Source organism: Mycoavidus cysteinexigens (assembly GCF_003966915.1).
Classification (GTDB): Bacteria; Pseudomonadota; Gammaproteobacteria; order Burkholderiales; family Burkholderiaceae; genus Mycoavidus; species Mycoavidus cysteinexigens.
The window spans coordinates 688,768-702,548 of record NZ_AP018150.1 but is presented as its reverse complement, the minus strand read 5'-3'; the positions used below and the strand labels follow the sequence as shown (position 1 = coordinate 702,548).

The 13,781-nt window shown below is 55.0% G+C and carries 13 protein-coding genes; 9 read left to right on the top strand and 4 right to left on the bottom strand.

The features are described 5' to 3' along the window. Positions 1-5: 5 nt before the first annotated feature. Genes sctD through MCB1EB_RS03145 form a run of 3 tightly spaced genes read right to left on the bottom strand, consistent with a single transcriptional unit; the run spans position 6 to position 3,134 of the window. Entirely contained in the window at positions 6-1,232 is a 1,227-nt protein-coding gene (gene sctD, locus MCB1EB_RS03155) for a type III secretion system inner membrane ring subunit SctD (RefSeq protein ID WP_045363044.1), read from the bottom strand. Between the two features lie 10 nt (positions 1,233-1,242). Continuing rightward, positions 1,243-2,748: an EscC/YscC/HrcC family type III secretion system outer membrane ring protein gene (locus tag MCB1EB_RS03150; RefSeq protein WP_045363046.1), complete on the bottom strand. Its 1,506-nt coding sequence runs from the start codon at positions 2,746-2,748 to the stop codon at positions 1,243-1,245. Continuing rightward, a complete protein-coding gene (locus MCB1EB_RS03145; protein WP_126353852.1) occupies positions 2,745-3,134 on the bottom strand; it encodes a hypothetical protein in 390 nt (129 codons plus the stop codon). The genes MCB1EB_RS03150 and MCB1EB_RS03145 overlap by 4 nt, the downstream gene beginning before the upstream one ends. A gap of 126 nt (positions 3,135-3,260) precedes the next feature. On the opposite strand from MCB1EB_RS03145, the gene MCB1EB_RS03140 reads away from it, so the two are divergent. Continuing rightward, positions 3,261-3,911, top strand: a complete 651-nt coding sequence (locus MCB1EB_RS03140) for a two component system response regulator (RefSeq protein WP_045363048.1) — start codon at positions 3,261-3,263, stop codon at positions 3,909-3,911. On the opposite strand, the gene MCB1EB_RS03135 is transcribed toward MCB1EB_RS03140, so the two are convergent. Then, positions 3,905-6,748: a two component system sensor kinase gene (locus tag MCB1EB_RS03135; RefSeq protein WP_045363050.1), complete on the bottom strand. Its 2,844-nt coding sequence runs from the start codon at positions 6,746-6,748 to the stop codon at positions 3,905-3,907. The two genes, MCB1EB_RS03140 and MCB1EB_RS03135, sit on opposite strands and share 7 nt — an antisense overlap. 178 nt (positions 6,749-6,926) lie before the next feature. Between MCB1EB_RS03135 and sycN the strand changes: the two genes are divergently transcribed. The 8 genes from sycN to sctR all read left to right on the top strand — a co-directional run bounded on the left by sycN (position 6,927) and on the right by sctR (position 13,776). Further along, on the top strand, positions 6,927-7,292 hold the full coding sequence (sycN, locus tag MCB1EB_RS03130; RefSeq protein ID WP_045363052.1) for a type III secretion chaperone SycN: 366 nt from the start codon (positions 6,927-6,929) through the stop codon (positions 7,290-7,292). Next, entirely contained in the window at positions 7,292-9,346 is a 2,055-nt protein-coding gene (locus MCB1EB_RS03125; protein ID WP_045363053.1) for an EscV/YscV/HrcV family type III secretion system export apparatus protein, read from the top strand. The genes sycN and MCB1EB_RS03125 overlap by 1 nt, the downstream gene beginning before the upstream one ends. A gap of 2 nt (positions 9,347-9,348) precedes the next feature. Next, entirely contained in the window at positions 9,349-10,692 is a 1,344-nt protein-coding gene (locus tag MCB1EB_RS03120; RefSeq protein WP_045363054.1) for an EscN/YscN/HrcN family type III secretion system ATPase, read from the top strand. Then, the gene (locus MCB1EB_RS03115; RefSeq protein WP_126353851.1) at positions 10,671-11,054 is read left to right on the top strand and encodes a hypothetical protein; all 384 of its coding nucleotides are present in this window, start codon (positions 10,671-10,673) and stop codon (positions 11,052-11,054) included. Before MCB1EB_RS03120 ends, MCB1EB_RS03115 begins: the two co-directional genes overlap by 22 nt. Positions 11,055-11,057: 3 nt before the next feature. Further along, positions 11,058-11,519 carry a hypothetical protein gene (locus MCB1EB_RS03110; RefSeq protein ID WP_045363056.1) on the top strand — a complete coding sequence of 154 codons (462 nt, stop codon included), beginning with the start codon at positions 11,058-11,060 and terminating at the stop codon, positions 11,517-11,519. Beyond that, the gene (sctQ, locus tag MCB1EB_RS03105; RefSeq protein ID WP_045363057.1) at positions 11,497-12,444 is read left to right on the top strand and encodes a type III secretion system cytoplasmic ring protein SctQ; all 948 of its coding nucleotides are present in this window, start codon (positions 11,497-11,499) and stop codon (positions 12,442-12,444) included. Before MCB1EB_RS03110 ends, sctQ begins: the two co-directional genes overlap by 23 nt. Before the next feature lie 134 nt (positions 12,445-12,578). Then, positions 12,579-12,905 (top strand): hypothetical protein, encoded by a 327-nt coding sequence (locus MCB1EB_RS03100; RefSeq protein WP_126353850.1) that lies wholly within the window; start codon positions 12,579-12,581, stop codon positions 12,903-12,905. A gap of 220 nt (positions 12,906-13,125) precedes the next feature. Beyond that, positions 13,126-13,776 (top strand): type III secretion system export apparatus subunit SctR, encoded by a 651-nt coding sequence (gene sctR / locus MCB1EB_RS03095; protein ID WP_045363059.1) that lies wholly within the window; start codon positions 13,126-13,128, stop codon positions 13,774-13,776. Positions 13,777-13,781: the final 5 nt, after the last annotated feature.

Here is a 13,781-nt window from a genome sequence, read left to right as displayed (position 1 = left end):
CACCCCTAGTTTTCTTTTGTCGAAGATAGATTAAGCGGCAATGACACCAACTGTACGCCTTTGATAAGCGCCATCGATGTATGGCTAATCATGCGTATTTGAAAGCCGCTGGGTAGCACGCTGCCAGACTGTAAGCGCATGCCATTAGCCAATTCAACATAGATTGAATCCGCTTGGCCCCCAACACCTACGATTGCCGCAGGCAAAAGTGTGCTGGCAGACGGGTTCGATGGCAAGGACTGAAACATGGCACGCAACTGTTGGTTCTCCTGGTTGAAAATGGCGATTGCTTTGCCAATCACTTGCGCGCGAAAGGGCGCTACTTGTCCGCTCACCAACAGCGTTTTGCCAACCAAAAAGATGCTTAGGCCGTCGAGTGAAGTACGCGCCGCAAGTAAGGTGAGCAAGCGTTCAAATGATGCGGATCGGTCATTGATCACCTGCCAGCTACGCAAGGCCGGAATCGCTTGTAATTGCATGGCGAGGTGCGGCCACGCTGCATCGGCGGTGAGCGCACCGCGGATCATCACGGTATCAGACGTAGCACCGCTTTCCACATCGCTGTCCCGATAGCCGTTTAAGGCCAACACGTCGCGCACATTCCTGCGCAGCGTATCGGCGCACATCGTTTGATCGCGCACCTGGAGACCCTGGTCACGCAACTGCGTACGGAGTACTTGAACGGCTTCGGAAGATGTGCATAAGCCCTCTAGCACGAGCGTGCCGTGGGCATCATGCGCCACGCTTAGCCCAGCGAGCGCCGGCTGGCGCAGTTGGGTGGAGAGCCAGAGATCAAATGGCGGCATCTGCGGCGCGGTCCACGCGAGCAGCAGCACAGCACCCAACGCTAGGCTCGCCACGCCAGCTGGCCCGCTCCACTTTTGCCATCTCATAAGTTTGGCGTGCCCGGCAGCGCGGCGCGGCAACGGCGCTAGCGTTGGCAAGTTAGCCGCGCGCGGGCCAAGCACTAGCGCTTGGCCCGCGACATCGATAAACAGCCCAAACGGCAAAGGCTGCGCAGTGTCCCAAGGGCAGCCATCGACCCACACTGGCGCGCTACCAGTCAGCGTGACACTGTCAGCCGTGGTCACCAGCGTGGCCTGCGTATCTTGTTCGAGGAGCAGTGCGATATCCGCGTCCGGGCCACCGAGCTGCAGTTCGCCAAGCGGTAATAGCAACTCGCGGCCAACCAACGGGCCATTAAGCCATTTCAGTTTGTAAAGTTTTTCCATGGCTACAGGGTTAGTTCTCACGTTGGGGATCGGCTTGAATTAAAAATAGTCGGACGGTGTGACGCTGGCTTTTTTGGGTTGTACTAAAAAGCTTGCCGAGCACTGGAATATCGCCGAGTAGTGGAATTTTGCGCGCGCTTTCACTCAACTCATCTTGGATAAAGCCGCCCAGCAATAATGATTGGCCAGCTTTGAGCAGCGTTTGGGTGGTAATCTCAGAATTCATGGTTTGCGGCAAGGGTTCTGCCTTACTAAAATTGCCTATCTGGCGGCCATCTTGCAAGCTCAGGCTGAGCATCACCTCAGGTTGTGCGCCCTCGCCCACCACGCGCGGCGTCACACGCAGCAGAGAGCCTGTTGAAATTGAATCGAGCTGGGCGCTTTTTTCGGAGACCACCTTGGTGTAGAACGTGATGTTCCGATCCAGTACCGCTTGCAGGTTATTCAGGGTAACGATTGACGGCCGCGAGAGAATCTGCGCCTTTGAATTTTGTTCAAGCGCATTGAGGTTCATCATGAAATTGCCGGTGTTCGAGACCACACTTGAAAAGCTGCCGGACGCCGGCGCCCCACCACTATTCAAGTTCACTGAGCCACCGCCGATGCGCGCTGAGGCAGACCAGTCGACACCGAGTTGACTGAGATCCTGGGCGTTTACGTCAATAATCGTGACCGAGATCTCCACCAACTGAGGGCGGTGATCCAGTTGCGCAATCAGATCTGCATAGAGCGGTAAATTGATTTTACGGTCCCGCACAATCACTGCATTTTGACGCTCGTCAGCCGAGAAAGTTGGCGTCAAACGGTCATTGGAGGGCGCGGGTCCTTGATTCTCCGTTAAGGGCAGCGCGCGGCCTTGCGCCATTTGTTTGAGGATCGAAACCACACCAGGCAATTGCACCTGCTGGGTACGATAGCTGTATTGCGTATCAACGGCGGTTGCATATTTTAATGGGAAGAACTGGATGCCTTCTCGATTTTGCTCGTCATTCAACTGTTGCTCATCGATGCGCCGCGCAAACTGGGTGACGCGTTCAACGCATACGGGTACACCGCTGACCTCCATTGCATTAGAAGCGGGTACTGCCCGCACCTGACATTGATGCGAATCCAGCAGGCCGATGTCGAGCAATTGGCTCATCAAGGTGTTAACCGACAAATAAGCGGGGGTAATCAACTGAGTGTTGATTTCCTGCGCTTTGTAGACATACAGCGTTTGTCCGTCGTAGTACCAAGCCAATTGATAGAGCTGTGCGAGACGATCGAGCACCTGCTCCGGCCCTAGGTCGCTTAGGCTGCCGATAAATGCGGCATCCACCTGCGAGCTGACGATGACAGGCACGCGATAATATGCGCCTAACTCACGCAGAACTTGCGCCAGAGGCATGCCACGCGTGGCCAGAAAAAACGGGGCACTACCGTTCGCTGGAAGCGCTACGGTGGCATCTGCTGCGACACCCAGCAAGAGAGCGCAGAAGGCATATCGAGCAAGCCGGCAAGATAGACGTGGACTCATCTCCATCTCCTAGTTAACTCCGCTGTCTCTGGTTTAGACTCGCCGTGGGTCGCGAGCCAACGTGCGATCGCTAATTGCTGATTCAGCTGCGTTTGCCCCACTGCATATTCAAGCTTAGGCGCGTAACGGCGCGTCAGCCAAAGTTTGCCGTCCTCTAGCAGCAAGCTGTCATCCAGGTTGCCGCGTACCGACGCAAGCCATAAACTAGCCTGCACCAGCCAGGTGTCGTCGAGCGACTCACGTTCAATCGCGCAGGCCACACACAACCCGCAGGGATAGTCCGCGCACCACCCAGGCAGGCCGTAAAATGTCAGCCAGCAACGGCCACTAGAGTGCCGCTGGACCAAAACCGCGTCTAAGGCAGCAATGAAGGGGGGCAATTTCATCAGCATCACCTATTTGTGTTTGATTAAGCGCATATTTTGCGATAATGCCAAGGCAAATCGATCCGGTAATGACCTGAGTTTTTTGAGGAGGGTCGGATATGCCCTATACTTTGGAGACCATGCACGATGTTTTTTAACAATACAACGGCTGACGTCCCACGCCGGATTTTAATTGTCGAGGATCATTCGCTGCTCAGCGATGGCATCAAAAATCTACTGTCAACAGCCGCGGCGTATCAGGTGGTCGGTGAAGTGAATAACGGCTTGGAGGCCTATCGGGCATGTCAACAATGGCAGCCCGATATTGTGTTAACCGACCTGGGGTTGCCCGGTATGAACGGCATCGACGTGATCCGTCAATTAAAAAGCCGCTGGCCGGAGTTGGTAATCATTGCGGTGACCGCAGATCATGCCGAACACCGCGCGCGCGAGGCGCTGGCGGCCGGTGCGCTCGGTTATGTGCTGAAACAAAGTCCACAACAAATCTTGCTAGCCGCTTTGCAAACCACACTGCTCGGCAAACCTTTTCTTGATCCGGCGCTGAGTAAAGCACTCATTACCGAGCAGCCCACCGTTGACGGTCGCACGACCTTGACGCCACGCGAAAGCCAGATCCTAAAGCTCATCGCCGAAGGTGCGCGCAACCAGGACATTGCAGACAAGCTGAGCATTACGGTCAAGACGGTGGAAACCCATCGCTTGCATCTGATGCGCAAGCTTAATGCACATCGCGTTGCCGATTTGGTGAATTGGGCCATCCGTCTGGGCATTCATTGAACAGCGCGCGGGAGGGACGCTATGGCTTGGCTGATCAACCGGCCCAGATCCTTGATCGCTTGATCGCTTGGCCAATTTCCCTGGTGTATCTGGGTTTCTTGTTGCTCTGTCGCTTTGAACACCAAATCGATCCCGCTCTGTCCTGCGCACCCTTTGAGGGTATGCAGCACGTCTAGCAGTAGATCACGTTGGTGCGCACGCCAGGCAGCATCAAGCTGTTGCTGCAGCGCCGTCAGTGTGGCATAAAGTTGATCCCGCAGCGCGTCATCGGCAAGGTTGAGCAGCGGCTTTTGCAATTGTTGGTTGGGTCTTAGCTCGATACCATGCACGAGTTGCTGTGACGCTGCATAGTTGAGCGCTGCAGCCAACTGCTCGAGGCTGACCGGCTTGGCCAAATATCCATTCATGCCAGCAGCCTTGACGCGCTCAGATTCGCCCGGCAGTGCATTCGCGGTCAGCGCAATGATCGGCGTATTCTGATCGAGGATACCGCCGTGCGGATTGCGCCAGTGTTCGGTAGTTTCAAGCCCATCCATCTCGGGCATACGCATATCCAGAAAAACCAGATCAAACACCTGCTGACGACCCAACTGCAATGCTTCGTGGCCTGATGCCGCAGTTTCAATGTGCTGGCCCAGCTCTTGCAGCATCTTACCGACAATGCCGCGGTTGATCGGCATATCGTCGACCACCAGCACTTTAAGCGACCACGGACAGACAGTGGTCACCACGCGCTCATTGTCCAATGTTTCGCCGCGTAACGCGGCGGTAACTTTGCGTCGTAGTTTATCCGGTAAATAAACCAGCTCTGGACCATCCAATAACGGATTAGCGCCGATCTGAGGCTCGATTCCCCAGGCGCGCAACTGCCGATGCAACGGTTCGGCTGCAACCAGACGCGCGTTAAACGGCTCCAGCGGCGGCGAGGGCTCACGCAAAGGCAAGCGCAGCGTAAACCGCGAACCCATGCCGGCTTGGCTGTCGAGTAGAATTTCACCGCCCATCAGCCCTACGATCTGCGACGCAATCGCAAGCCCAAGTCCATTGCCGTTATCGTAAGGGCGCACTTGAATGAATGGCTGAAAAATCGTCTGCCTATGCTCATCTGGAATCCCCGCGCCGGTATCCTCGACCGCCATCAATAATTGATCGGCCTGCCGCCACACATGCAGATGAATATGTCCTTGCTGGGTGAATTTCACTGCGTTGCCCAGTAAGTTAATCAAAATCTGCCGCACGCGTATGTCGTCGAGCATCATCTGCTGCGGCACGTCCGACGCCACCCAAGTTCGTAATACCAACCGTTTTTCTTGCGCTTTCAGGTTGACGGTGAGCATCACCTGATCGAGCATCGGAAAAATTGGTGCCAGTGCGAACGACAATTTCAATTGCCCAGCCTCAATTCGAGAAAAATCCAGCAAATCATTTACAATATTGAGCAAGTATCCGGAAGATTTGCGCGCAATGGCAGTCAAATCTTGCTGCTGCGGTGAGAGCGAGCTGCGCTCAAGCAGACTGATCGCCCCCACGATACCATTCAACGGGGTACGAATTTCATGACTAATACTCGCAATATGCTCGCTTTTGCGATGGCTGACTTGCTCGGCGAGTTGTCTTGCTTCCTCCAATTCATGCGTGCGGGCCAGCACCTTATCTTCAAGCGTTCGATAGTAGGCACTGAGTTTCTGAATCAGTACATTATAGGCTTTGGCAATGCGCCCGAGCTCGTCGGTCCGCCCTTCCGGCAGACGACGTAGGGGGTCAGTCGCTTGCTGCGTATCTAACACAGTCACGATCTTTCGTAACGGCCGCCCAAGATAGAGCTGCAGGATCACAAATACGATGATGCTAAGCAGCAGTTGTACCAGCAATGCCCACGGTACGGTAGATGCGACCAGCGCAAATGTCTTATTGATCAGGTATTTTGCTGGATAGGCCACCAGCAATTGCAATGACGGTCCGCTTAAGGGAGTATATGCGACAAAAAAATTATGGATACGGATGGGGTGCGTGCATGCGCTGTCTAATGAGCCCAACATCGAGGTGGCGGCTAAAAATACATCAGATAACGCGCCCACATCATGCGGTTCAATATTGCTCCACAGTAGGGTTCTACCCTCGTCCTGAAGGGCGAATTTTAGCGATCCGAACTCTTCCGTCTTGGCAGTAAGAAATGCCCCTAATGCACCCATACGCAAAATTTGGCCTGCGATCACGCCTGTATCAGGGTCGCGCGCAAGCGCCGCAACGTACAAAGAGCCGCACGCATCCTGGAACAGCGGACTCCAATGGACGGGTTTAGTAAAAGGCATATTTTGCAGCGACGCGAGTACTTTCACTCGATGATGGCTATCCTCGGCCGATAGCGTCTGCGCCTGCGGCTGAAAGAAAACCACTCCTTGATCAGGCACCAGTAAGAACATTTCGACTGAGTCCGCCACCTGAAGATCATCGTAGATTTCGTCGACGCGTCCATAGTGTTCCATCACAATGCTTGCCTGTCGCGCCAGCACACGATCTATTGTGACCTGTTCGAATGGTACAAATACTGCACGCCTTAAATCACGCGGATAAGACGGCAGATTGGTGCTGGGGTATACCGCATGCCAGGCCCAAGCCAGTCCGCGCACCTGCCGCTCAGCGTAGCCAAAACGCTGATTGACTTGCTGAGTCATGAACTCCAGCCTCGCCGTCATCTTTTGGTTCAGGTGATAGCGCGCTTTAGTATACAAGTAGTAAAAATTGACCCCCGCAACGAGCAGCCAAAACAGCACCATTGCTACACCCATGATGGCAACAATGCGTGTGGTCAGGGAGTTTTTCCAGAGTTTTCGCATAACAGAATCAAGTGGGAACAATGTTCGGCTGCAAGCGGCGCTCAGGCGCGCGGTCTTTTCAGGTCTTTACCGGATGGCTCTGGTCTATTGATTATATAGAATTATTCTTGTTTTTCACGGCCGATGATAGCTCCCTGAATTGTCTATCGGCCACCCACCGCCAACGCTAGGAATCGGAATGGACCTGCAAACACAACGCCGACTCGAGCAATTTTTGCGCCTATCGGATTTACCCAGCGTGCGCATTACGCCACGCATGGAATTCGTGGTCCCTCCCTATCGTTTGTACATCGAATATCTAGACGAACGCATTTTGCTGTCGTTGGCACGCCAGATTGAGGCGCCGCACCGCGTGGTAGTGCTCAAGTCGCTCCTCAATCGCTGTCAGCCTGCGCGGCTGCAGGGCGTGCCGTTACGCGCTTATGTGCTGCGCAATCACCAAGTGCTCAGTTGTTCTCCAGCACCGGAGAGTGAAGTCAATCACTGGATAGCTTGCTATCACACCATGCGTCGGCTGCTCGACGCGCACTTTGGAGAGAATTGATGAAACGTCTCAGTCACTGGCTTGCCATCATGGCGGGCCGCCAGGACATCGTGCTCGCGGTCATGCTGCTGGTGGCAGTGTTTATGATGATCGTGCCTTTACCTACCGGCCTAATCGATTTATTGATCACGGTCAATTTGACGATCTCGATCATCTTGCTGATGATGGCGCTGTATATCCGTGATCCACTTGAATTCGCTGCCTTTCCTTCGGTCTTGCTGATCACCACGCTCTACCGCCTAGCGTTGACAATTAGCACCACCCGCTTGATCCTGTTGCAGGCCGATGCAGGCGACATTGTCCACACTTTTGGTAGCTTCGCGGTCGGCGGCAGTCTCGGCGTCGGTCTCATCGTTTTTATGATTATTACGATCGTGCAGTTCATCGTGATCACCAAGGGCTCAGAGCGGGTCGCTGAAGTCGGCGCGCGTTTCTCGCTAGATGGAATGCCCGGCAAACAGATGAGTATCGATGGCGATATGCGCGCGGGCATCATCGACGCGAACGAAGCGCGTCGCCAGCGTAACTTGGTGCAAAAAGAAAGTCAGCTGTATGGCGCGATGGACGGTGCGATGAAGTTCGTCAAGGGCGACGCGATCGCCAGCATCATTATCATTTTCGTCAATATCGTGGGCGGCACCGCATTGGGCGTATTTATGCACGGTATGAGCGCAAGCGTCGCAATGTCGACGTACGCGATCTTGTCCATCGGCGATGGCTTGATTAGCCAGATTCCAGCGCTGCTAATTTCGATTACCGCCGGCATCATCGTCACACGCGTGCCGGGCGAGCAACGCAAGCACCTCGCTGCAGATTTAGCAGAACAGATCGGCAAACAGCCGCAAGCGCTGCTACTCGCCGCTGCCGTATTGCTCGTCTTCGCGCTGATTCCCGGTTTTCCAGCGATCTATTTCATCGCGCTGGCCGCGGGCGTCTTCGGTTGCGCATGGCGGATTAGAAAGCACCGCGCCAGCGGCAGTGCCATAGCCAATCGCAGCACTTCACATAGCACCGGCGAAGCCGGGGCCGAAACCGCATCCTTAGCCATGACGCCTGGCGCGCTGCCTCTAATGGTGCGCTTTGGCAGTCATCTCGCACCTTACGCCAAGTCTGCTCAGATATTCGATACGCTACGCCTGCGCAAATTCGAACAACTTGGCATCCCGCTCCCCGAGATTCATCTACAGCAAGACGACGCGCTCGCGGCCGACACGCTACAGATTCTGCTATACCAAGAACCCGTACTGACCCTTTCGATACCCGTGCGCCTGCTCCTGCTTGACGCCAGCGCACAACCCCTGGCGCAAACCGTGCAGACCACCCCCTTGCCATTTGGCGGCTTGCATTTGCAATGGGTCGAGGCGACGCAAGCTGAGTCGCTTGCCGCGTTAGGCATCCCCTTTTATCAGAATGACGCACAAATCACGTACTGTCTATCGTTATCGGTGGACCGCTATGCAGCCGAATTCATTGGCGTTCAGGAAACCCGCTTCCTAATGGATGCGATGGAAGCCAAATATGCTGAACTAGTCAAAGAAGTGCAACGCCAATTGCCGATCGGACGCATCGCCGACGTGTTGCAGCGGCTGGTCGAAGAGGGTATTTCGATTCGCAATTTGCGCAGCGTGTTTGAAGCTCTGATCGAATGGGCGCCGCGCGAGAAAGATCCGGTGATGTTGGTTGAATATGTCCGGGTCGCATTGCGGCGCCACATTGCGACCCGCCACCGGGCTCAGCAGTCATGGATTAGCGGCTGGATGATCGGTGATCGAATCGAGAGCATGATCCGCGAATCCATCCGCCAAACCGCTGCCGGCTCATATTCGGCATTGGAGCCACAACATGTCAAAACGATTGTCGACTGTATTAGCGAGACCATTAGCGAAAACCACACGCAGCGCGCCGTGCTGATGACCGCGATTGATGTCCGCCGTTTTCTGCGCAAGCTTCTGGAGCGCGCCAGCCTCAACCTGCCCGTGCTCTCTTTCCAAGAGGTCAATGACGAGGTTGAGTTACGCGTACTGGGCAATATCGACTTAATCGGTGAGGCTTAATTATGCGTTTGCCTAAACTCGCAACAATTGAAGCTTTAGTAGCCAAGCGCTTAGCCAGCCTGCAAACGCAAGCAGCAAACGTGGTTGAAACCGGCGAAACCGTCCAAGGACGTCTGGTCGAGGTTGGCCCCACGCTATTACGCGCTGCACTGCCTGGCGCTGGATTAGCGGAGTTATGCCGGCTAGAGCCAAGCGGCATCGAAGCTGAAATTGTCTCTCTCAAAGGTGACATCGCTCTCTTATCGCCTTTTACCGAACCGATTGGCGTAGCCGTTGGCAGCTACGTACAGCCGCTGGGCCGGCCGCATCGGATCGCCGTAGGTCAGTTTCTGCTCGGCCAGGTACTCGACGGCATGGGCCGTTCGCTAGAGGGAAACCTCGTGCCGCACAACTGCGAATACCGTGACATCGAGCGCGACGTTCCCCATCCTCTCAGCCGGCCCATCATCGATACGCCACTGCCCTTGGGAGTGCGCGCCATCGATGGCCTGTTGACCTGCGGCCGTGGCCAACGCGTAGGGATTTTTGCCGCGGCCGGCGGCGGCAAGAGCACGTTGCTGGGCATGATCTGTGATGGCAGCCTGGCCGATGTGATTGTGTTGGCGCTCGTCGGCGAGCGTGGCCGCGAAGTACGCGCGTTTCTTGAGCACACACTGTCTGAAGAAGCGCGCCAGCGCACAGTTGTCGTCGTCGCCACCTCAGACCGCCCCGCCCTCGAGCGGCTTAAAGCCGCTTATACCGCGACCACCATCGCTGAGTACTTCCGTGATCAAGGCAAAAACGTGCTGCTGCTGATGGATTCGCTCACGCGCTTTGCGCGCGCGGCGCGTGAAATCGGCCTAGCGGCAGGCGAACGGCCAGCGGCGGGCAGTTATCCGCCGAGTTTTTTTGCACGTCTGCCACGCCTCCTTGAGCGCGCAGGTCCAGCACCCACCGGCAGCATTACGGGCCTGTACACGGTACTAGTCGAAGGCGACAACCTGAATGAGCCACTGGCGGATGAAGTGCGCTCGATTTTAGATGGCCATATCGTGTTGTCGCGCAAACTGGCCGAAGCCAACCACTACCCCGCCATCGATATTGGCGCAAGCATCAGCCGGATCATGGGAGACATCGTGAGCGACGAGCACCGACAGCTGGCGGGCCGGTTGCGCCAACTCGCCAGCGCGCATAAAGACATCGAGTTACTAGTGCGAGTTGGCGAATATCAAGCCGGCCAAGATCCTGAGGCAGATGAAGCACTGGCCCGCAAAGACGCGATCCGTGAGTTTTTGCGTCAACCCACGACGGAAAAAAATGACTTTGAACACACTCTTGAACTGCTATGGAAAACGATACACGCGTAACTCTAGCCATGCTTTTGACTCTCAAGACGCGACGTGAGCAGAGCTTGCGCGCCAAATTGGCGGCCAACGCACGGCAGCAAGAACAACTGCGGGATAAGAAAGCGCTGCTACTTGAAGAGCGTTACCAGATCTGGAAGACCTGGCGTAGCCACAGCACTGTGGTTGAAGTACTCGATGCCACTGCGCGCCAGACCTTGAAAAACCAATTGACCGACCATTTTCAGAACGATCAGGCCTTGGCGGAACAAATCGACACACTCCAGGCGCAATGGCAAGCCTTACAGATTGACAAAGCCCAGCAGCAGACACTGCTACGCAAGGTTTTAATGAAACAGGAAAAATTCAACACGCTTTTGGAGTAACCCATGCTTTTGCTAAAAACTGGCACACGCGGCATACCGCGCCGTACCACTGGCGACACGCTGCACGATGAAGACCAACCCGATGCCCAACACTGCTTTGAGGCACTGTTACATGCGCCCGTTTCACACGCGTGTGCACCGCAGGATGCCGCGTCGGATCCGCCAGCAAGCGCACCACCGTACCCGCTGCATAAGAGCGCCGAAGCGCACTTCGTCGCCACAGCCCGCTCCCTGCGCAAAAATCTGGAGACACTCCATTTGCGACTGACCAATGGGCCGCTCGCGGGTTTGGAAATTTCAGCCTGCGCACACGGCCCACAGGTGGCGCTAAGCGTGCAAGTCCCAGATAAACAGCAATTTGAACGCGCGGTTGGCCAGCTTGAAGAATGCCAAGCTGAATTAGCCCGATTATTTGACCATTCCGTGACCTTGGAGGTGCGTGATGCAACCCCTGCCACTGACTGAAGCCGCCGGCGCACTGCTGCGCAAAATAGGGGCGGGACGACGCCGGCAACATAACGCTAGCACATATGTCCTGGCCTATCAGCATGCCGGCGGCGCCGGCTTGATTCTGCACACCCACATTGCAGGCGCTCCGGTGCGGCTGTGGCTAGAGGCAATGCAATGGTGCCGTTGGCTCGAACCGATGCTGGTCGTCCCCGCTTGGTCAGCGGTACCCGCCGACCTACGCGATGCATTGGCTGCCTGGACCTGCGCCAGTACGGACCCGGGCTGCGCGGACAATGATTGGCTCGTGGGCAGCACGATTGAAACGGGTTACGTCGAGCCGGCGCAGGATTGGTGTCTACACCTTGAGCAAGCAGAAAGACAGCTTACCTTGCGCGTCCTTGACGCACCGCTGGCCTGGCTCGATACGCTGGCTGACCAGTTCGAGCCTATCCTGGCACCCGAGCTCAATCCGCCTGCGCCACGCGTTCCGGTGCCGCTTGTCGCAGGTTGGAGCACCCTCGACGCGCAAGCCTTAAAACAGATCAACGTTGGCGACGCCATTCTGCTACAGCATGCCTACCGCCTGGCAGAGGGCGAACTGTGCCTTTTTATGAACCGCCCCCTTGCCGTGCTCACGCATGACGCAACCGGCAATTACACGATCGGAAACATTATGGACCACTCCAATGATTGGCTGGACATCACGCCAACCACAACCTCAGAAAACGGCAGCAACCTAATGGTGCGCGTGGTTGCAGAAGCGGCCTCACTTCAAGCGCCACTCGCGGCGCTCGCGCACCTAAGTGTTGGCGATGTGCTAGACGGCCCAGCGCACAGCGATGGCCTCGTCACGCTCACCGTCAACGGCCGGCCTGTCGCACGCGGTTTGCTACTCGACATCAATGGACACCTCGCGGTTCGGATTGAACATCTTGCTTGAATGATCAATGTGCAATAGGGATACTTTTCGCACGATCGATCCTGCTTATGGTGGTGCTGGGTTCATCGTTTCTAAAGCTTACCATCTTCTTTTCGCTACTACGTACTGCACTCAGTATCCTTCACAGGATCGTATTGGCCTACCCAATATCAGAAGATACAATTGCTTCAGAATTTAATTTGCTCGAAATTGCAGAGTCGCCCGGTCTAGATCCAAGCAAGCAAGAAGCTCATCGATTATCAAAATTTGCATATTGGCTGCCACAAGGCGGTTATGTTGACATAAAAATTCGTCCAAATAAAAACATAGCAAACGATCCTTGCTATCTATTTACTCCTGATTTCAGCCACTGCTCTCTCATTGTCCATAAGAAAAATGTTAATGACTATCGTGTTCGGCATGTGGAAGGTGGCAAAGAAGATGAGCCATATCACGACCTCCCTGAACATATAGCACCGTAAGCGTTAACCATTTTGGCAAAACGACTAATGTCGCCGATAGAGGCGTTTCAAGGCCATTCGCGCAAACTGATGCTGATTTGGCGGTATATGCCTAAAGCCTAAAATTTCACCCAGTCAGCCATTGTTGACTACATCAGCGTAGTTCAGGTATTTGCCGGATAGGCCAGCGCTTAAGGCCCCGACAATAATGCAGGCTCAATAAACCTTTCCGGGGAATCTTATGAGCCTGCTAAATCAGCCCGTGCAACTGATTACTGTACTTTTTGCGCTATCGATCCTGCCGCTTATAGTGGTATTGGGGTCGTCGTTTCTAAAGCTTGCCATCGTCTTCTCGCTCCTGCGCAATGCACTAGGTACCCAACAGATTCCGCCCAACATGGCGCTACACGGGCTGGCCCTGATGCTCACGCTCTTCATCATGGCACCGATTGGTGTGCAAATTCAGAGCAACCTGGCGCAGCGTCCACTCCATCTCGAAGCGAAAAATTTCACTGACCGGATCGATAAAGACGTGCTGGTTCCCTATCGGGAGTTTCTGGAGCGCAATACCGATCCAGGGCAAATTCAGTTTTTCTCGGAGATGGGTCATCAAGTCTGGCCTAAGCAATATCACAGCCAAATTCCAGACCGTTCGCTGATCGTGCTCATGCCTGCCTTCACCGTCAGTCAACTGACTGAAGCCTTCAAGATCGGACTCTTGCTGTATTTACCGTTTGTCGCGATCGATCTCATCGTCTCCAATGTATTGCTGGCCATGGGCATGATGATGGTCTCGCCGATGACCATTGCTTTGCCGCTTAAATTGCTCGTTTTCGTACTCGCGAACGGCTGGGAAAAACTGCTTAAACAGCTCGTGCTGTCCTTTTCCTGATCTGA